16 protein-coding genes, 1 tRNA gene and 3 pseudogenes are annotated in these 19475 nt (G+C 39.1%); 12 read left to right on the plus strand and 8 right to left on the minus strand.

Features of this window, described 5'->3' with window-relative positions:
- Positions 1–8: 8 nt before the first annotated feature.
- Entirely contained in the window at positions 9–2039 is a 2031-nt protein-coding gene (locus J1E28_RS03240; protein ID WP_291026593.1) for an ATP-dependent helicase, read from the plus strand.
- A 2-nt stretch (positions 2040–2041) separates the two neighbouring features.
- Here the strand turns inward: J1E28_RS03240 and J1E28_RS03245 are convergent, their stop codons facing one another.
- The 6 genes from J1E28_RS03245 to J1E28_RS03270 form a co-directional block, all read right to left on the minus strand.
- The gene (locus tag J1E28_RS03245) at positions 2042–3331 is read right to left on the minus strand and encodes an ATP-dependent nuclease (RefSeq protein WP_291026595.1); all 1290 of its coding nucleotides are present in this window, start codon (positions 3329–3331) and stop codon (positions 2042–2044) included.
- Positions 3328–3717, minus strand: a complete 390-nt coding sequence (locus J1E28_RS03250; RefSeq protein WP_291026597.1) for a YkgJ family cysteine cluster protein — start codon at positions 3715–3717, stop codon at positions 3328–3330. Before J1E28_RS03250 ends, J1E28_RS03245 begins: the two co-directional genes overlap by 4 nt.
- Positions 3707–4942: a hypothetical protein gene (locus J1E28_RS03255; RefSeq protein ID WP_291026599.1), complete on the minus strand. Its 1236-nt coding sequence runs from the start codon at positions 4940–4942 to the stop codon at positions 3707–3709. Before J1E28_RS03255 ends, J1E28_RS03250 begins: the two co-directional genes overlap by 11 nt.
- Positions 4939–5565: a uracil-DNA glycosylase family protein gene (locus tag J1E28_RS03260; protein ID WP_291026601.1), complete on the minus strand. Its 627-nt coding sequence runs from the start codon at positions 5563–5565 to the stop codon at positions 4939–4941. Before J1E28_RS03260 ends, J1E28_RS03255 begins: the two co-directional genes overlap by 4 nt.
- A 6-nt stretch (positions 5566–5571) precedes the next feature.
- Positions 5572–6327: an exodeoxyribonuclease III gene (locus J1E28_RS03265; protein ID WP_291026603.1), complete on the minus strand. Its 756-nt coding sequence runs from the start codon at positions 6325–6327 to the stop codon at positions 5572–5574.
- A 37-nt stretch (positions 6328–6364) separates the two neighbouring features.
- Positions 6365–6440, minus strand: a tRNA-Glu gene (locus tag J1E28_RS03270).
- A gap of 94 nt (positions 6441–6534) precedes the next feature.
- On the opposite strand from J1E28_RS03270, the gene J1E28_RS03275 reads away from it, so the two are divergent.
- Positions 6535–7143, plus strand: coding sequence for a LysE/ArgO family amino acid transporter (locus J1E28_RS03275; RefSeq protein ID WP_291026606.1), 609 nt, complete (start codon positions 6535–6537; stop codon positions 7141–7143).
- On the opposite strand, the gene J1E28_RS03280 is transcribed toward J1E28_RS03275, so the two are convergent.
- The gene (locus J1E28_RS03280) at positions 7118–8167 is read right to left on the minus strand and encodes a UDP-N-acetylglucosamine--N-acetylmuramyl-(pentapeptide) pyrophosphoryl-undecaprenol N-acetylglucosamine transferase (protein ID WP_291026609.1); all 1050 of its coding nucleotides are present in this window, start codon (positions 8165–8167) and stop codon (positions 7118–7120) included. The genes J1E28_RS03275 and J1E28_RS03280 overlap by 26 nt on opposite strands.
- 136 nt (positions 8168–8303) lie before the next feature.
- Here J1E28_RS03280 and gltX point away from each other — a divergent pair, with 136 nt between their 5' ends.
- Positions 8304–9716: a glutamate--tRNA ligase gene (gene gltX, locus J1E28_RS03285; protein ID WP_291026611.1), complete on the plus strand. Its 1413-nt coding sequence runs from the start codon at positions 8304–8306 to the stop codon at positions 9714–9716.
- A gap of 76 nt (positions 9717–9792) precedes the next feature.
- Positions 9793–10758 carry an ankyrin repeat domain-containing protein gene (locus tag J1E28_RS03290; RefSeq protein WP_291026614.1) on the plus strand — a complete coding sequence of 322 codons (966 nt, stop codon included), beginning with the start codon at positions 9793–9795 and terminating at the stop codon, positions 10756–10758.
- Between the two features lie 217 nt (positions 10759–10975).
- On the opposite strand, the gene mnmA is transcribed toward J1E28_RS03290, so the two are convergent.
- Entirely contained in the window at positions 10976–12013 is a 1038-nt protein-coding gene (mnmA, locus tag J1E28_RS03295; protein ID WP_291026616.1) for a tRNA 2-thiouridine(34) synthase MnmA, read from the minus strand.
- 189 nt (positions 12014–12202) lie between these two features.
- Here mnmA and J1E28_RS03300 point away from each other — a divergent pair, with 189 nt between their 5' ends.
- The 8 genes and pseudogenes from J1E28_RS03300 to J1E28_RS03330 all read left to right on the plus strand — a co-directional run.
- Positions 12203–13054 (plus strand): ATP phosphoribosyltransferase regulatory subunit, encoded by an 852-nt coding sequence (locus J1E28_RS03300; RefSeq protein WP_291026618.1) that lies wholly within the window; start codon positions 12203–12205, stop codon positions 13052–13054.
- A gap of 21 nt (positions 13055–13075) precedes the next feature.
- On the plus strand, positions 13076–14320 hold the full coding sequence (locus tag J1E28_RS03305; RefSeq protein ID WP_291026621.1) for an adenylosuccinate synthase: 1245 nt from the start codon (positions 13076–13078) through the stop codon (positions 14318–14320).
- A 3-nt stretch (positions 14321–14323) separates the two neighbouring features.
- On the plus strand, positions 14324–14752 hold the full coding sequence (locus J1E28_RS03310) for a flagellar export protein FliJ (protein WP_291026624.1): 429 nt from the start codon (positions 14324–14326) through the stop codon (positions 14750–14752).
- Positions 14749–15534, plus strand: a complete 786-nt coding sequence (locus J1E28_RS03315) for a pdp protein (protein WP_291026627.1) — start codon at positions 14749–14751, stop codon at positions 15532–15534. Before J1E28_RS03310 ends, J1E28_RS03315 begins: the two co-directional genes overlap by 4 nt.
- Before the next feature lie 258 nt (positions 15535–15792).
- Positions 15793–17214 (plus strand): aspartate ammonia-lyase, encoded by a 1422-nt coding sequence (gene aspA, locus J1E28_RS03320; RefSeq protein WP_291026630.1) that lies wholly within the window; start codon positions 15793–15795, stop codon positions 17212–17214.
- A gap of 31 nt (positions 17215–17245) precedes the next feature.
- Positions 17246–18010: pseudogene (locus J1E28_RS07815) on the plus strand (anaerobic C4-dicarboxylate transporter family protein); the annotation flags it as partial.
- A gap of 396 nt (positions 18011–18406) precedes the next feature.
- Positions 18407–18982, plus strand: a pseudogene (locus J1E28_RS07820) (anaerobic C4-dicarboxylate transporter family protein); the annotation flags it as partial.
- A gap of 256 nt (positions 18983–19238) precedes the next feature.
- A pseudogene (locus J1E28_RS03330) lies at positions 19239–19475 on the plus strand (methyl-accepting chemotaxis protein); the annotation flags it as partial.

Below are 19475 nucleotides of genomic sequence, written 5' to 3' on the forward strand. Positions count from 1 at the left end.
CCTACCTTATGCCGCTTTCTCAACTCAATGCAGAACAAGCAGAGGCAGCAAGTGCGCCAAGCGGACATAATCTCATCATCGCTTCAGCTGGAACAGGCAAAACCGCCACGATTGTAGGGCGCATTGCCTACTTGCTAAAAAATGGCTACACACCCAAAGATATTTTGCTCCTTACTTTTACTAATAAAGCAAGTAGTGAGATGATTTCACGCGTGGGGAAAATTTTTGGTGAGAATTTAGCAAAAAATATAGAATCTGGCACATTTCACGCCGTGGCGTATCGCTATTTGCGGGAACATCATCATATTCACCTCAAACAACCCAAAGAGCTTCTCACACTTTTTAAGAGCCTCTACAATAAACGCGTATTCACACTCCAAGAGCCTAAGCCCTATTCCGCGCAATATCTGTACGATTGCTATTCTCTTTTTATTAACTCCGCCGCTCCTTGCACCTTTGGCGCGTGGCTTATGGAGAGAAATGCCAATCAAGAGCCATATATTGCTATTTATGAAGATATGTTGGCTGAATTTAATGATTTAAAAAAAGCGCATCATTATGCAGACTATAATGATTTGCTTCTCTTATATAAAGAATCTTTGCAAAAACAAGAAAAACCGCTATTTGCCGAAGTGCTTTGTGATGAATACCAAGATACCAACCCCTTGCAAGATTGCATACTTGATGCCCTTGCCCCTCCTAGCCTTTTTTGCGTGGGGGATTATGACCAGAGTATTTATGCCTTTAATGGTGCAGATATTAGAATCATCAGCAGTTTTAGGCAAAAATATGCCGATGCAAAAATTTTTACTTTGAGCAAAAATTACCGCTCAAGCAAATACATCTTGCAACTTGCTAATAAAGTCATAGAGAAAAATGAACGCATCTATCCCAAACATTTAGAAGTTATCAAACAAGGCGATTTTGCCCCACCAAAACTCATTGGCTATGATGAGCTTTTTTTGCAATATCAGGGCATTGCAAAACATATCGCTCTAAACCACCACTCCTATGAAGATACAGCCATTATTTTTCGCAATAATTCAAGCGCTGATGGACTTGAAGCGAGCTTGAGAGAACTTCATATCCCCTGCAAACGCAAAGGGAGTGTAAGTTTTTTTGATACCAAAGAAGTAAGTCTTTTGCTTGATATTTGCTCTATTGTGCATAATCCACGCGATATGATGGCATATATTCACACCCTAAGCTATGGTAAGGGTATAGGAGAAGCCATTGCAAAAGATATTTATGAAGCCTTTTTTATGCTAGGCAATGGAGATTGTTTGAAGGGTATGTTTGAGCCAAATGAGCAAATCAAAGCCTACAAACAAAGGAGTAAAAATACGCAACTTGGGCTTTTTGATGATTTTTTTATTTTAGAATCCCAAAGCCGCTTTGATGAGTTTATCTCCCCTGCTTTTGCCTCTCACCCACTCTTGCAACACCCCAAAATTCATAAAGATGGTGCAATATTTCTAAGTGATTTTTATGAAATGCTCCATAGCATTCATACAATGAAAAATCCAAAAGTGCTTGTAAGCCATATCGCCAAAGCTCCATTTTTTGCTCATATCACGCATACACTTGCCAAAAATCGCGCAAAAAATAAAGACGGCACAATCGATAATGCGCGATTTGAAAATGCCCTAGAATCTATTGGGCGAAAGTGTGCACTTTTGTTTGACCTCTCAAAAAATTATGATGATTTAGGCAAATTTTTAAATGCAATGATTCTTGGCTCAAGTGAGGCGTTTGAAGGAAATGGGGTGCATTTACTTAGCATACACGCAGCAAAAGGATTAGAGTTTCAAAATGTGTATATAGTGGATTTAATGGAGGGGAGATTCCCTAATCGAAAGCTAATGAGCAAAAGTGGGAGCTTAGAAGAAGAGCGGCGGCTTTTTTATGTCGCAATCACTCGTGCAAAAGAAAATCTTATTCTCTCGTTTGCCAAAAAAGATGCGCTTAAAAATATTGATTATGTCCCTTCAATTTTTCTCTACGAAGGGGAATTGCTCCATAAAGAAAGTGTAATATAGCTCTAATGCACCACACATTTATCGATAAAAGCCTTATGGGCTTTTATTTCCTGCTCATTTTGCACATCTACTTGCGGAATCAGCTCAAAAGTCTTTTTGGCATTGGCACAATCTTTGAGTTTATAATATCCCCACGCCAAAGAATCTAAATATGCAGAATTGAGCGGAGAAATCTCAAGCGCCTTTTTAATGTGCCCCACTCCCTCTTTCACATCAAACTCATAATCAATCATCAAATAACCCAAAAAGTTTAAAAAAAAGCCCATCTCTCCACTTCTTAGATTCTGCAAAGAAGCATCAATGCGTTCATTTTTAGGCACATCTTTATCAGATGCTTGCATTAATCTTAGGGCATTTTTGAGATTTTGAGTAATGCTGCGCACTTGGGCGATGTTTCGCTTATCTTTGAGAGATTCAAACGCATAGACTTGCTCTAATGCCAAAAAATAGGGGTTTTTATTTTCTTCATAAAGCATTTTTGCTTGCATAGCGGCTTTTTGATAATCTTTTTGCGCTACATACAAATCAAGTAGAATCTGCCCCTTAAATGGAAATTTGGCGGCAATTTCAGCAGCTTCTTTAAATTTCTTGCGATGGGTGTAAATTAAAATTAAATTATGTGCATTTTCAATCGTAGGATTCTTATCAAATGCACTTTCAAAAAGAGTTTCAATTTTCTCAAAATGTGGGAATCTCGCATACACAGAAATACTAAATTGACAAAAACTCCCTGTGCAGCCATAAGCTTTAATATGTTTATCTAAAAGCTCCAAGGCTTTGTCTTTATGAGATAATGCTAATTCTATGGTAACAATTTTTTGTAACACATCAGTATTTTTATCACTCTCATAAGCACGATAGAGATACTTCAAAGCCTCCTTATATGCACCCTTTGTAGCATAAAGTGAGCCTAAAATATCATCAAGCATAGAGGAGGGTTCACTTTGGGCGATGATTTTTGCTTCTTGTATCGCCTTTTCATTCAAGCCAAGCTTGAGATAGCTATCCAAAAAAACTTTGTGCAATGTTATGTCTTTCTTGCCCCCTTGTGCAAGATAATCATTTGCAAATTCAAGTGTAGCGGTAGGATTATTAAGCATAGAGGAGAGTAAAATTGCCTCTTTGAGATATTCAAGCTTATGTGTCTCCTCATAAAGCACAAGATATAAGTCTCGCGCCTTATCAAATTGTGATTGACTCTCATAATCAAGTGCTTCAAAAAGATAGCTATCCTCATCAAATGCGCCATAACAAAGGCATATAAAGCAAAGCAAAGTTATTATAAATTTCATTTTTGCTCCTTTTTTACAATACCCGGGCACTCTTCTTGCAATAAAGCAAATTCGGATTCATTTAAGTTTTTGTGAGCTTCCCAAAATGGAAAATAACGACATTGTGCAGGGCGATGGGCATAAATGCTGCATTTGCCCTCATTTAAAAATACACAAGCTAAGCCGCTATGATGAGATTTTTCAAGGAATGAGAATTTATAGCCTACTTTACGCACATATTGCATACAAAAAGATTCAAAACTTAAAGCTAAAAATGCCGCAATCTCTTGCATTTCTTTGATGCTTGCAAACACATACCCGCTCCTCCCTGTGCAACATCTGCCTCCACAGCTTTGGCATTTATCTGCCTCAAAGCTAAAAGGATAAGCTTCTTGTTCAATTTTCATAGAATCTTTTCTGATCTGTTCTATAAATTTTATTAATATATTCAACCTGTGCATCTTGCACACGCTCAATAAAAAATCTTTGCTCACGATCGATTTGAGCTAAAATGAGTTGCTCTACGCCTATGGCAGTGGCATAATTTACCCAATCATAGCGCAAATCCCCCCCTAGGAGCGAAGCATACTCTACAAGCCTTTGATTTGGATTATTAATCACATTGGCAATATAAAGATTTTTGCGATCAGCTCTTTGAATCATCAATAAAAGTGAAGGATTAAAATTAATCTGCGTAGAGAGTAATTTATCAGGCTTTTTTGTCGCAAGGGCAAGCTGTGAAGCAATAAGCCCTGTCTTTACCACAGGTGTATTAAAAAACACAACATTTCCGGCAACATATTTTTCATAAGCTTTGAGTTTTTGTGAAAAAGTCGTGGCTGATTTTGAATCTATCACTTCTTGAAAAATAATGCGTTGGGTTTTGCTCTGCAATGTCGCACCTAGATTGCGCCCAATCGCACTGCTATCATTATAAGCAACAATGGGCTTATTACCCGCAAAAGAAAGAAGGAGCTCAATTTGTGCTTCATAATCAATTCCTCCAAAAATGAGATTTTTGGGGATTTGGCTTGTTTTAATTTGTTTCTTGTTAATGGTTGGAAGATAGGTGGGGAGGCTGATATTGAGATTCACAAATTCTTGTGCGCCTTTTGCAGTAAGAATAGCAATCACAAAATCATATCCATTTTGCACGATTTTTGCATAAGTATTGCGCAAATTTGCCGCACCCTCATCACCTGTATCAAAAATCTCAAACACAAAATCGTTGCCGCGCGTCATTAAATAAGCTAAAATCGTATCAATACTACTTGCAGAATATCGCCCAATGATTTTTTTAGGCATCAAAAGGGCAAGTTTGATTTTGGCATTACTTTGCAAGCTCGCAGGAATAGCAGAATCCATAATCCCCAAATCCGCCAATACAGATGAGAATTTTGAGCGAAGCTCGACATCATTGGTATAGGGATCAAAAAAAGCAACAAATGAAAAAAATTGCCCCTTTGTGAAAAAATTAAGTAAGCACGAGCTTGAGCATTTAGCAGTGCTTATATTGAGCACTTCTTGTTGAGGTAAGGGGAGAGGCGAGATAATATAACTTTTTGCTGCCATATATGAGACAAACAATGCGTTGCAACATAGCCATACAAAAATTTTCATATATGCACTCATAATTGTCCTTTTGCGAGTAAAAAATGCGTATGTGCCTCTTTTTTCAAAGAAGGATTGCGCACAAGCTCATTGAGCGAATGAGTAATCAAAAAATTTCTGTTATTGTGCCATAAAATTCTACCGACTTCTAAATGCGCTCCTAAAATATGCTCGGCGACTTGATTGCCAAGCAAAATACATACTTTGGGGGTAATTTTTTGCAGTTGAGAGAGGCAAAACCCCATACAAGCAAGAATCTCACTTTTTTCTGTGTGTGGATTATGCCCATCACATTTCACAAGCGAGAGGATACTCACTTGTGACCAAGAAAGCTCAAAAACACGTGCAATAATATTTTGTAGCATCAAGGCACTCTTATTTTGCACAAATGCTCCTTTTTCATCAAGCAAGGGTATTTCACTGATAAAGCACAGCTTTGCTTTGGGGTTTAAAAGCCCTGCACTTGGCTTTTTGCAATGCTTAATGCGATTACACAAAGAACAATACTCAATCATAGATTCTAAGTCATTATGCAAAGTGTAAGAAAGGGGGCGATGAAAAGGCATAATATATCGCTCTCCACACGCATATTGCCCATAAAGAAGTTTGAGTTGGAGGTATTTAAGAATCTGCGCCTTCATCATTTACTCTCATATATCAAGCTCTAAGCCCACCGGGCAATGATCGCTTCCAAAAATATGAGGATAAATGTGCGCATCTTTAAGATGTGCTTTTAAACTTTGCGAACATAAAAAATAATCAATACGCCAACCGGTATTATTCTCTCGTGCATTCCCCATATAACTCCACCAGCTATAAGCCCCCTCTTTATGCGGATAAAAATGCCTAAAAGTATCAATAAAACCTGATTCTAAAAGCTCACTCATTTTTGAGCGCTCTTCATCTGTGAATCCTGCATTGCGGCGATTTGTCTTTGGATTTTTTAAATCAATCTCCTTGTGGGCGACATTTAAATCCCCGCAGATAATCACCGGCTTATACTTGCTTAAATCCCCAACAAATGCCCTAAAATCATCTTCCCACTCCATTCGATACTCTAATCGCTCTAGCTCACGCTTAGCATTAGGCGTATAGACATTGACAAGATAAAAATGCGGGTATTCTGCACGAATAATGCGCCCCTCTTTATCGTGATGAGTAATCCCCATATCATATTCTACTTTTAAAGGTGTGCTTTTACTTAAAACTACCACGCCAGAGTAACCTTTCTTCTCTGCACTATTCCAATAGCTATGATAGCCTTGAAAATCAAAATTAGCTTGATCTTGAAACATTTTAGATTCTTGAATACAAAATATATCAGCATTGACTTGCGTAAAAAAATCCATAAATCCCTTATTCATACACGCACGCAATCCATTGACATTCCACGAAATAAGTTTCATTAAAATCCTTGTAAATCTAAAAAAGCGTGTTATAAAGTGGCGACCCTTGAAAGATTTGAACTTTCGTTTCCACTGAGAAAGAGTGGTATCCTTGGCCTCTAGATGAAAGGGTCATTAAAAGTATAGCAAACCTTAGTTAAGATTTGCTACAATAGCTACCTTGCTTCAAAGACAAGGCTCAAACCACAAAAAATGGTGTTTTAGGTAATGCAGGATTATATTCAGGGATTCTTAGTCGCCTTTGGGCTTATCTCTGCCCTTGGAGCGCAAAATGTGTTTGTCATTAAACAAGCCATTAAAAAAGAGCATACCTTTTTTGTATGCGCACTCTGTGTGCTGTGTGATATAGTTTTTATGAGTCTTGGGGTGCTTGGCTTTGGCGCAATACTCGCAGATTCTGTGCTATGGAGCAAAATTTTAGCTCTTGGTGGCATTATCTTTTTATGCTTTTATGGAATACGCTCACTTAAAGGAGCTTTTACACATAAAACGCTCTCCTTACAGCAAGAGAGCGCTTCTTTGTCTCTAAAGCGCACGCTTTTAGCCACACTTGCTATCACCCTTTTCAATCCCCATATGTATTTAGATACCATTATTCTGCTTGGTAGCATTGGTATAGGCGCAGATTCACGGATTCATTTTCTTTTGGGTTGTATAAGTGCTTCAGCAGCGTGGTTTGCCCTACTTGGTTTTGGGGCAAATGCCCTTTCGCCCTATTTTACTTCGGCTCGTGCGTGGCAAATACTAGAGGGTTTTGTTGCCTGTGTGATGTTTGGCATTGCCTTTAGCCTTATGCTTTTTGTATTAGGCGATTAATGTGTTTTAGAATCTCTTGTGCGCCATAGGGCTTAATTTTATCCATTGTTTGCTGTGATTTTTGCTCAAGTGAGCCATTTTGAAGTGAATCAATAAAGCCTAAAACCTCATCGCTTTGAAGCGCCTCCTCTCGCACTACTTGCCCCAAGCCCTCTTGAACAAAATAAAGCGCATTAAAATACTGATGATCTTTTGCCGCATAAGGATAAGGCACAAACACACCAATAAGCCCATTTGCACTCATTTCCCACAAGCTTGAAGCACCGGAACGCGTTATGCACAAATCCGCTTTATGCAGACGATTGACAAGTTGCTTATCAAAGGCAAATACATCAACCTTATCCAAAATGCCAAGATGTGCATAGGCTTCCTTTATACGCTCAAAATCCCTCTCTCCACATTGATGAGCTACATTTATACCTCTTTGAAGTAGTTCTGGCACGAGTGTAAGCGCAAAGTCATTAATGCCTTTGGCTCCTTGAGAACCGCCCAAAAAAAGCACTTCACGCACACTCTTGCGCACTCTAGCTTTGGCAAAAAACTCATCACGCACAGGATAAGAAGTGCGAATAAAATGTTTGCTATCCCCCTCAAAACTCCCAAAAACCGCCTTAGCAAAAGGAGTAAGAATCTCATTAAGCTTGCCTTTAATTGCATTTTGCTCGTGGATAAAAAGCGGTATATTGCAAAAAAGTGTTGCTATACTCGCACCCCCCGCGCTAAATCCGCCAACACTTATCACTCCTTGCACCTGATGAGCCTTAAGAATACTTCGCGCTTGTATCACGCATTGAAATTGCTTCAAAAGCGCTTTGATTTTGCCTAACCCCCTTTTATTGACAACCCCCACTGAATCTAAAAAATAACATTGCTTAAAAAGTGGGGAATGCTCAAACCAAGCCCTATCCTGCCCCAAAGTCGAGCCTATATAGATAGATTCTCCTCCATTATGGGCTATTGCCTCCGCAATGGCTTTAGCAATCGCTAAATGCCCTCCTGTTCCTCCACCTGTAATTGCAAACATAAGAATCCTTTGCGCAAAAATATGATATTGTAATGTGCAAAAATGATGTTTTAGTAATATTTGAATGCCCTTTAACTAAGAGGGTATTAAGTTAAGATTCTATATCCTCGCGCAAATCTTTACACAAAGGGATACAATGGCTCAAATCATCACGCGTTTTGCACCCTCCCCCACAGGATACTTACATATCGGGGGCTTACGCACTGCGCTTTTTAATTATCTCTATGCAAGGGCAAATGGCGGTAAGTTCCTGCTACGCATTGAAGATACAGATTTGGCACGAAATTCACTAGAGGCAGCACAAGCAATTTTAGAAGCATTTGAATGGACAGGGCTAGAATATGATGGAGAAGTTGTCTATCAAAGTGAGCGTTTTCCTCTTTATAAACAATACATTCAGCAGCTTTTAAAAGAGAAAAAAGCATATTATTGCTATATGAGCAAAGAAGAGCTTGATACCCTACGCAAAGAGCAAGAATCTAAAAAACAAACACCTCGCTACGATAATCGCTATCGTGATTTTAATGGCACGCCTCCTGCGGGGAGAGAGCCTGTGGTGCGCATCAAAGCACCGCTTGAAGGTGAGATAAGCTTTAAAGATGGCGTAAAAGGCGAGATAAAAGTCAAAGCCAAAGAACTTGATGATTTTATTATTGCACGAAGTGATGGCACTCCTACTTATAATTTTGTTGTAACTATCGATGACGCGCTTATGGGCGTTACAGATGTAATACGAGGCGATGATCATTTAAGCAATACACCAAAACAAATTATCATCTATAACGCGCTCGGTTTTCAGATTCCACGATTTTTTCACGTGCCAATGATTCTTAACCCTCAAGGGCGAAAATTGAGTAAGCGTGATGGCGCAATGGGTGTTATGGATTATAAAAATATGGGCTATTTGCCTGAAGCGATTTTGAATTTTCTCGTGCGATTAGGGTGGAGCTATGGTGATAAAGAGATTTTTTCACTTAAAGAAATGCTCAGACTCTTTAACCCCAATGCGCTTAATAGCTCTCCTAGCGCATATAATGAGGATAAATTTTTGTGGCTCAATGCTCATTATATAAAGCACACTGATAATGCAAAGCTTGAATGCCTCTTAAGTGCCTTTAATGTACCAAAACTCCCTTCACAAACGCGCGAGATTCTCTATCCTGCGCTCAAAGACCGCTGTAATACACTTGTAAGCTTCGCGCAAGGCTTTTTTGAGGTGATGAATGCCCCGCAAAAATATGATGAAAAAATGCGTTCAAAACTTGACAAAACAGCTCTAAAGTGCTTAGATTCTCTTTTTGATAAAACCGATGCGCAAGTGTGGGCAGGAGTGCAGGATATGGAAACATATTTGCACGAGTTTGCCACACGCTCAAATATAAAAATTGGCAAGCTAATGCCCGCCTTGCGATGTGCCTTACTTGGCAAAAGTGGCGGGATTGGAATATGTGAGACGCTGATTATTTTAGGGGAGCAAGAGAGCGTGCATAGAATCGCACTTTTTAACAAAGCAATACACGAAGAAAATGCTGCTCAAACAAAAAATTAAGAGCAATAAATGAAAATAAAATATAAGCACAAAAGCACTCATAACACACAAAAACAAAGCTTAGAGGGCAAAACAAATGCTTATTAGAATATATTTTATAAGTATGTGTATCTGCAATCTTGCCTTTAGTCTTGCACTTGGGGATTGGTTCGCAAGACAAAAAACTATGAAAGCCCCACCTAGCCTTGAATCAAGCCTTCAATCTTTTTTAAGTGTAAATTGCAAAAATGTCAATATCCTAAGAAGTGCTACACACAAAATCCAATATAAAGGGCAAAAAGCCCTTGAGCATTGTTTGATGGAGCAGCGATTGCTTCAGTCTATTATAAATGATGATGTCCTCACTTATACCTCTATGGTAGCAGATGGGCAGACAAGTGAATATTTTTTATTCTACACTACGCACCCTCCTCGCCTTGAAATCACGCCCCTTATGGCAGCAATTGTTTTTGATTCTACACAAGTCTTTGAGCTTATTCTTGCAGATTCTGGAAAAGTAAGTAAATTCTCTAGGAAGAAGCCAAAATATGATATAAATCGTGTTATATCCCATGATCAAATATCAACAGGCATATTTAGTTTAGGAAATAAAATATATGATACCTATGGCGTGAATGCCATTGATTTGAGCGCAATGTATCATCGCTATGATATGTTTTGGGCATTGCTCCAAAAAGGCGCAGATTATAATGACCCTAAATATCCGCTCACAAATGGTATTATTACTTTTGGCGACCCATACATTTTGGAACTTGTATTGTATTTTGATGAAAATTTCTTATATCGCTTTGGTGGGGGTAATATGCTGCATTTTGCCGCAAGAGAAGGCAATGTGGAGCTTTTAGAGTATTTAGTAACACACAAAAAAATGCCCATTAATGCACTCAAAAATGGTGAAACACCACTTGATGCTGCACTCAATGCAAATAATTTGTGGCATAAACCCCAGCTCCAAGCCGCACAAAAACTTATCGAGCTTGGCGCAAAAGTGAGCGAAGCCAATGCCAATCGCCTCAATAAACTCACTCATCATAGGGAATAAAGAACAATTCTATATGAGGAATCCTTAATGGTGCAAAGGCTACACGCCCTTTATTGAGAATCTAGCTAAACTCGGCAATGTGTTTGCATCTTGCAAGATTCTAGCCTTTAAGGTATATCCTTATATTGCAGTAAAATATCACGTGAAGCGCAAAGCTCTACAATTAAATCCCTCCACATTTCTGCCCTTGCACAAAATCTTAATGCCTTGGGGTATATTATTGTGCCTGTGTAATCACTCCTCCACCAAGCACACAATCATCTTGATACACAACAAGAGCTTGTCCTTGTGCCACACCATAGGCAGATTCTAAAAGTTTGGCACGAATATGCTCACCTTCTATATCAATACGCGCTTTAAGCGGAGTAGAGCGATAGCGCACTTTCACATCATATACACCCCCATCAAAGGCTTGAGGGAGGCTTTTATTAAGAGCTTGTATAGAATCTATGGCTAATTCATCTTTTGTGCCAACAATAATTTCATTTTTTTGTGGATCTATGGCTTTGACATAATGGGGCTCGTGTGAGCCAAACACGCTAAAACCTTTGCGTTTGCCAATAGTATAGTGCATATAGCCCTTATGCGTGCCAACTGCTGCGCCTTTGCTATCGCGCACAATGCCTTCATTATCCACATTTTCATAAAGACGCAAAATATCGATATAACTCTCCTCTACAAAGCAAATTTCTTGAGATTCTTTATAAGTTTGTAATGTCCCAAGAAAAGGCAAAAGAGCAAGGGCTGTTTGCTTGACATCACTTTTATACATCGCCCCCAGTGGAAAGATGATTCTATCAATCGCGCTTTGAGGCAAAGCATAGAGAAAATAACTTTGATCTTTGCTGTCATCAACTGCCTTTGCGATGCGTTTTATGCCATTTACTTCTTTAATCTGTGCATAATGCCCTGTGGCAATATAATCACAACCAAGCTCATCGGCTTTTTGCAAGCCTAAGCCAAATTTCATTAGTGGATTGCAAAGGGCGCAAGGATTAGGGGTTTGCCCCTCTTTGTATGAACGCACAAAGACATCATAGACATTGCGCTTAAACTCATCTTGCAAATCAAGCACCTCAAAGGCTATGCCCAAATGCTGTGCAACTTTTTGGCAATTTTGTATAAATACTTCGTGTTTTTTTTCTTTATTATGAAGCTTAAGATAGAGTCCTATTACTTCATAGCCTTGCGATGAGAGCAAATGGGCGCAGTAAGAGCTATCCACGCCACCGCTCATAAGGAGTGCAACTTTCACTAAAAATCCTTTATGAATTAATTACAATGAAATAATCAAAAAATGAAGCACAAGAGATAGCATTTTGAGGTAAATCACGCGTAAATATCTCTCTTATGCGATTTTGTGGTATAATCTAGTCTTTGTGTGAGAAATTCTTACATTATCTTTTAAAAATTGACATTTGAGATTATTATTTTGGAGTATATTGTGATTTTAGAGCACGAGTTACCTCAAGGGAGCAAATTATATTTTGATACATCAGCCAAGCTCAAGCGCGATATAGAATCTTGTGCCATTAAGGCGTTTTATGAAAATGATTATAAAGAGATTGTAACGCCTACATTCACTTTTTTAAAGCATCAAGATGATATTTTAAATCGTAGGCTTGTGCGATTAAATAGCGAGAGCAATCACCAAATCACTTTGCGCTATGATACCACCCTTGAAGCAATGCGCATTGTTACAAAGCATATTACCCACATCAGTGAGCACAAAAAATGGTTTTATATCCAACCTGTTTTTAGCTATCCCACGACTGAAATTCACCAAATTGGTGCAGAGCATTTAGAGGGTGAAAGTCTTTCACCTGTAGTGTGTCTAGGGATACAGATTCTCCAAGAACTCGGCTTAAAGCCTTATCTACAAATCTCTAATATGAAGATTCCACTTTTATGTGCTAAACATAGCGGTGTAGATATAGAAGTTTTTGCCTCTCAAGATATGTGCAAACTCTTACAAATGGAGGGGTATGTGGCGGATTTGGTGCATATCAAAACAAAACAAGATGTACAAAATGCAATGGATAAAGTGCCTGTATTTTTGCGTGGAGAGCTTGAGAGACTCTTAGAGTGTGCGAGTTATTGTGAGTATGAAAAAAGCATTTTCTCCCCTCTTGCTTTTTCTCCTGCTTCATATTATGAGGATTTGTTTTTTAGAATGTTTCTTGGCAATGCTACTTTGTTGCAAGGAGGCAAATATAGCGTAGGGAAGCAAAGCTCCTGTGGTTTTGCTATTTATACTGATGAGGTGGTAGAATGCCTCATTAAGCAAAGAATATAATAAAGATAAAGAGGAAATAATATGGCTGATTTGGTTGTGGGGATTCAATGGGGCGATGAGGGCAAGGGTAAAGTCGTTGATGCAATGGCAGGAGAGTATGATTATGTCGTGCGCTATCAAGGGGGGCATAATGCCGGACATACGATTGTTGTAAATGGGCAAAAAATCGCCCTACATCTCCTACCTTCTGGAATCCTCTATAATCAATGCAAAAATATTATCGGTAATGGCGTGGTGATAAACCTTGAAGCATTGCTTAAAGAGATGAAAGCTTTTAACAACTTGCAGGGGAGACTTTTTATCAGTGATAAAGCCCATATTATCCTCCCTTACCACGAGATTTTAGATAAAGCAAAAGAAAAAAGCAAAAATAAAGCCGCTATTGGCACAACAGGCAAGGGTATAGGACCTTGTTATGCCGATAAAGTCTCACGCAATGGTGTGAGACTTATAGATTTACATAATCCCGCACAACTAAAGGCAAAGATTCAAGCTATTTATGAGCAAGTGCAATATGCACAAAGCCTCTATGATATAGAGCTTCCAAGTGTGGAGAGTGTAGTAAAACAAATAGAAGAGATTGCAGGAGAGATTCTGCCTTTTATCACAAACACCGCGCAGCTTTTATGGGACGCGCAAGAGAGGGGTGAGCGTATTCTTTTAGAAGGAGCACAAGGCAGTATGCTTGATATTGATCACGGCACTTATCCTTTTGTAACAAGCTCCACGACTATTACCGCAGGAGCGTGTAGTGGGAGTGGGCTTGCTCCAAGAGACATAAAACGCGTTATAGGCATTGCTAAAGCCTATTGCACAAGAGTAGGCAATGGCTCATTTCCTACCGAAGAAAGCGGAGCAATAGGAGAGAGACTACGCGAGGCAGGAAAAGAATTTGGCACGACAACAGGCAGGGCAAGGCGATGTGGGTGGTTTGATGCGGTGGCGGTGCGCTATGGAGCGCGTTTAAATGGCTGTGAATCTCTTAGTATAATGAAGCTTGATGTGCTTGATGGATTCCCCTCTATCAAAGTATGCGTAGGATATGAGTATAAAGGCAAAGAGATTAGCTATGTGCCAACTGATTATGAGAATGTCCGTCCTATTTATAAGGAATTTGAGGGCTGGGATAAGACTTCTGGCATACGCGCCTTTACTAAGCTACCAAAAGCGGCGCAACATTACATTAGAGAACTCGGTCGTCTCACTGGTATAAAAATTGCTATGATTTCTACAAGCCCCGAACGCGATGATACAATTAGGCGTTAGAAAATGAAAACAAAATTTAGTGCTATCGTGCATTTACGCAAAAGGGATATGCAAGAATGCGAGCGTGCAATAATGCAAAATGAAAATAAAATCGCGAGTAAGCGAATGCAAATTGATGATATTGCTGATGAGCTTGTAGGGCTTAAAGTGCCACAAAGTGGAGCATTCCAAGCCTTTATGGCATACGAAGAGCTTAAAAAAATGCTACTTTTTCGTATGAGTATTGCACAGCAAGAGCTAGAGGAGCTACACACAAACAAGATGCTTTTACAAGAGCAATATAAAAAATGTCATATTGAATATGAAAAAATGGCATCTTTAGAAAAAAGGGAGCAAGAGAGTATGTTTAAAAACTTAAAACTTAAAGAGAAAAAAGAAGTTGATGAGATTGCAACAATGCTATATAGTAATACCGAAGGTAGATTCATATGAGAATCTTAATGGCATCAGCCCTTATATGCGCTTTGGGTACATACAGCTTTGGGCAGACATCACAACTCCTTGATTGTAGCGTTATTTTTGAATTACGCAAAGATGAAATTAAAGCGCAACTTGATGAGATTGATGAGCGGCAACAAGCCCTACAAGTGCTTCAAAATGCCACCCAAGTGCTTCTTGATGAAAAAGAGCGACAACTCAAAGATAAAGAAAAAGAGATTGATCAAAAAATTGTGCTTTTTGCAGAGGAGCAAAAAAAGGCAAAAGAGCAAGAAGAGCAAACCCACAAGCGCAATTTGGAAGAATTAGAGCAAAAAAATAAAGAGATAGAGCAGCTTATCGCGCAAAATGAGGAGATTCTCTCACAAATTAAGACACAAAAAGACGATAAAATTGTCCAAGCCTATAAAGGCTTAAAAGAAGCCAAGGCTGCTGCCATACTTGAGGATTTGCCCGAAAAAGAAGCTGTGGAGATTCTCTCACAAATGGATGTAAGGGATATGGTAAAGATTCTAGGCAAAATGGATAATCAAAAGGCGGCAAAAATTACTTCAGCTATCCGCGAAATAAGTCCAAATCGTCTCCCTGAAACACTTCCAAATATCCCCCCAAAACCAGCAAATACACAAAATGAAGCAGAATCTACCCAAGATTCAAATGCTTCTCAAGATTTGAGCCAAGAAACAAATGAAACAAATCAAGAATCTACCCCAAATAATGCTAATAACACAAATGAAGAATCTCAACAAGAGCCAAATACACAAGAATCCCAATAATTAGCCCTAAGCCCCTGCCTTATATATAAATTTTTATCTAGCTTTTTGAGATGATGTGAAGGCAAACTAAGGGCAAGATAATGCAAAAATTTAAGATATTTAAATGTATAGCGATTCTTTAATATCTACCTTGCACAATCCTTGCTCTTCTATAGCACTTTATTTCTTTAATAGGCTGTTTATTTATGCCCTTCATTCTTATTATTTATTTGTTTAAGATAAGATTCCAACTTTTTATTTCAATGTTGGAGAATCACAATGGGTAGAAAAGAACACGATTTTATCGGTGAACTAGAAATTGCTGATGATGTATATTATGGCGTGCAAACCTTTAGGGCATTGCAAAACTTTAATATTACAGGAGATAAACTTAGTAGCTATCCAAGCTTTATTAAAGCATTTGCACAGGTAAAAAAAGCTGCGGCTTTGGCAAATTATGATTTAAAGCTTCTTGATAAGGATAAAAAGGACGCTATTTGCAAAGCCTGTGATAGGCTGATTGCTGGTGAGCTCCAAGATCAATTTGTCGTGGATATGATTCAAGGAGGAGCAGGCACAAGCACCAATATGAACACAAATGAAGTGGTAGCTAATCTCGCCCTAGAAATTATGGGGCATAAAAAGGGAGAATATCAGTATTGCCACCCAAACGATCACGTCAATCTCTCTCAATCCACTAATGATGCTTATCCTACGGCTATTCGTGTCGCACTCTATGCCGAGCTTTCAGCTCTCGCGCAAGATATGGGTGTGCTTAAAGATGCCTTTTTGCGCAAAGCACAAGAGTTTAAAGATGTACTCAAAATGGGACGCACACAGCTCCAAGATGCTGTGCCTATGACTTTGGGGCAGGAGTTTCATACCTTTGCAGTAATGATGGGTGAAGATATTTCACGCGTGCTTGAAGCAAGAAGTCTTGTTACTGAAATTAATATGGGTGGCACAGCTATTGGTACAGGTATTAACTCCCACCCTGATTATCCAAAAATCGTCCAAAAACATCTCTGTGAAGTTACAAACTATCCTTTTGTAACTGCTGATGATTTGATTGAGGCGACACAGGATACCGGTGCGTATGTGCAAGTAAGCGGAGTGCTTAAAAGAGTGGCTGTTAAGCTCTCTAAAGTATGCAATGACTTGCGTCTTTTAAGCTCTGGTCCAAGGGCGGGATTAAATGAAATTAATCTCCCCAAAATGCAACCGGGAAGTTCGATTATGCCCGGTAAAGTAAATCCTGTAATCCCTGAAGTTGTCAATCAAGTTTGCTATGCAGTAATTGGTAATGATGTAACCGTGAGCTTTGCAAGTGAGGGCGGACAGCTCCAACTCAATGTATTTGAGCCTGTGATTGCCTATGGACTTTTTAATTCTGTCTCAATGATGCGCAATGCAATGCTTACTCTTGCAAGTAAATGTATCGATGGTATCACTGCAAATGAAAAAGTATGTAGCGATTTTGTTTATAATAGTATCGGTATTGTTACAGCGCTTAATCCCTACATCGGCTATGAAAATTCCGCTTCTATTGCTAAAGAATCCCTCCAAAGTGGCAAACCTGTCAAAGAAATTGCTCTTGCACGAGGGCTTTTGAGCGAGGAGCAGCTGAATGAAATTTTCCAACCCAAAAATATGCTTAATCCTCATATGAGCGCTGAAGATAAGGCAAGATTCAAAAAATAAGCATTGATTTTACAAGGGCTAAAGGATTTTTATGGATACGATACTTTTGATTTTGCAATTAATCGTGCTTTTTGGCGCGATTTTTTTAGGGATTCGCTTAGGGGGTATGGCAATAGGCTATGCTGGGGGATTTGGTGTAGTAATTTTATGCCTTGTGCTTGGTATGAAGCCCGGCGATATTCCGTGGGATGTGATTTTAATTATTATGTCTGTGATTGCAGCTATTGCAGCAATGCAACTTGCTGGGGGTTTAGACTATATGGTGCAAGTAGCAGAAAAGATTCTGCGCAAGAATCCAAAATACATTAACTACCTTGCCCCAACGGTTACTTATTTCCTCACATTTCTTGCCGGAACAGGACATACTGCCTTTTCGATGATTCCTGTGATTGTAGAGGTGGCAAAAGAGCAAAATATCAAGCCCTCTGCCCCCCTTTCTATTGCAGTGGTGGCAAGTCAAATTGCTATTACTGCTTCTCCCGTGAGTGCAGCGGTGGTGTATATGTCTGGGGCATTGGAGGCATTTGGCTGGAACTATCCTACTTTATTGCTTATTTGGCTAATTACCACCTTTGCAGCGTGTATGCTTACTGCTTTTGTAGTGAGCACATTTTTTCCACTTGATTTAAGCAAAGATGCAGTATATCAAGAGCGATTAAAGGCTGGGCTTGTTAAAGCTTCTGTGGGCGCACAACATATTGAGCTTAAAAAAGGCGCGAAATTAAGCGTAGGCATATTTCTTATTGGCGTATTATGCGTAGTTATTTATGCAACTTCTATTTCTGATGTGGTACGCAAACCAATGCTAGAATCTGTGAGCAAAAATATCCCTGTATATTTTGATGAAAGGGTAGAGGCGATTAAAAAAGAAGCGCAATCAAAACTTGCACAAGAAGAGTTTAATACATTTGCTCCTACCCTAGAATCCCTCAAAAAAGCCTATATAGACGCACAAAGCACGATTAAAGCTAATGTTGCAAAGGGTGAGGGCGATATAGCAGGCTTTTTAGATTCACACTTTAATGAAGCAGGAGCAGCCCTGCTAGCAGCCGTAGAATCTCAAGCAGATAGGCGAAGTCTAGCCGACTTGCTTTCACAGCTCATAAGCTTAAAAAGTGAAGCAGAGGATATTCTCACAGATTGGGCGCAAAAAGATGGAATCCTCGCAAACTTAAGCGCCATAATCAAAAGCTACATTGATCCTGTGCGTTTGCCACGCGATGGGGCGATTATGGCATTTATGCTCGCTATTGCCACTTGTATTGCGATTTTTTGCAAAGTAGAGACAAACAAACTCCTTGAAGCAAGCACCTTTAAGGCAGGAATGACAGCTTGTATCTGTGTGCTTGGCGTGGCGTGGCTTGGCAATACTTTTGTAGCTGGATATAAAACAGAAATTGGTAATCTAGCAAGTAGCCTTGTGAGCGATTATCCCGCGCTTTTGGCGGTGGCGCTTTTCTTTGCAAGTATGCTCTTATACTCTCAAGCTGCTACCGCAAAGGCAATTATGCCTGTGGTAATAACCGCACTTGGCATTAGCGCAAGCACACCTGAATCTTCTTATATTCTCGTAGCAAGTTTTGCCGCTGTCTCTGCACTCTTTGTCTTACCTACCTACCCCACACTACTTGGAGCAGTGCAAATGGACGATACCGGCTCAACGCGCATTGGCAAATATGTCTTTAATCACAGCTTTATTATACCGGGTATTTTAGCGATTGCATTTGCTGTGGCTTTGGGGTTTGTGATTGTGCCACTTTTTGCTTAAACCCTTTTGCCTTTTGGGCAAAAGAGGGGGCTTAAATCATAAAAATATAAAAAAGAAAAGTAGAAATTATCTATTGATAGATACTAAATAAACTCCTTTTACATACTTGAATTTTTATTCACTATATTACAATATGCAACATTTATTCTGCTTTTTTCTCCTATACTCCCCTTATTAAAATTCTTTTTTTTTTTTTTTTTGATAGTATTTTGAGGTTGATAATCACTGCAAAAAACAAAAATAAGAAAGGTTATGTATGGATTTTTTTTCTCGCTTAAGTGTTGGATCAAAAGTAGCCGCTGTTATAAGTGCGCTTGTGATTGTGTGTATAGCTATACTCGCATTTTTTATTACCACTATTGCAAGCAAAACCATTAATCAAGAGACACGTTTTATTTTAGAGCAAGCCTCTTATCGCTATGGGAACTTACTTCACTCTGTAACCAAAGATGTTATGGGCACCTTACTCACAGCCTCTGCAACTATTAATAAT

Source organism: Helicobacter sp. (genome assembly GCF_022511165.1).
Lineage (GTDB): Bacteria > Campylobacterota > Campylobacteria > Campylobacterales > Helicobacteraceae > Helicobacter_C.

Bases quoted from the DNA above. Each gene is read 5' to 3' on its own strand.
- J1E28_RS03280 (WP_291026609.1), bottom strand. From the start codon at position 8,167: ATGTTTGCAATTACAGGTGGAGGAACAGGAGGGCATTTAGCGATTGCT.
- gltX (WP_291026611.1), top strand. From the start codon at position 8,304: ATGGCTCAAATCATCACGCGTTTTGCACCCTCCCCCACAGGATACTTA.
- J1E28_RS03255 (WP_291026599.1), bottom strand. From the start codon at position 4,942: ATGAGTGCATATATGAAAATTTTTGTATGGCTATGTTGCAACGCATTG.
- J1E28_RS03310 (WP_291026624.1), top strand. From the start codon at position 14,324: ATGAAAACAAAATTTAGTGCTATCGTGCATTTACGCAAAAGGGATATG.
- J1E28_RS03265 (WP_291026603.1), bottom strand. From the start codon at position 6,327: ATGAAACTTATTTCGTGGAATGTCAATGGATTGCGTGCGTGTATGAAT.
- J1E28_RS03240 (WP_291026593.1), top strand. From the start codon at position 9: ATGCCGCTTTCTCAACTCAATGCAGAACAAGCAGAGGCAGCAAGTGCG.
- J1E28_RS03315 (WP_291026627.1), top strand. From the start codon at position 14,749: ATGAGAATCTTAATGGCATCAGCCCTTATATGCGCTTTGGGTACATAC.
- J1E28_RS03245 (WP_291026595.1), bottom strand. From the start codon at position 3,331: ATGAAATTTATAATAACTTTGCTTTGCTTTATATGCCTTTGTTATGGC.
- J1E28_RS03260 (WP_291026601.1), bottom strand. From the start codon at position 5,565: ATGATGAAGGCGCAGATTCTTAAATACCTCCAACTCAAACTTCTTTAT.
- J1E28_RS03305 (WP_291026621.1), top strand. From the start codon at position 13,076: ATGGCTGATTTGGTTGTGGGGATTCAATGGGGCGATGAGGGCAAGGGT.
- J1E28_RS03275 (WP_291026606.1), top strand. From the start codon at position 6,535: ATGCAGGATTATATTCAGGGATTCTTAGTCGCCTTTGGGCTTATCTCT.
- J1E28_RS03250 (WP_291026597.1), bottom strand. From the start codon at position 3,717: ATGAAAATTGAACAAGAAGCTTATCCTTTTAGCTTTGAGGCAGATAAA.
- aspA (WP_291026630.1), top strand. From the start codon at position 15,793: ATGGGTAGAAAAGAACACGATTTTATCGGTGAACTAGAAATTGCTGAT.
- J1E28_RS03290 (WP_291026614.1), top strand. From the start codon at position 9,793: ATGCTTATTAGAATATATTTTATAAGTATGTGTATCTGCAATCTTGCC.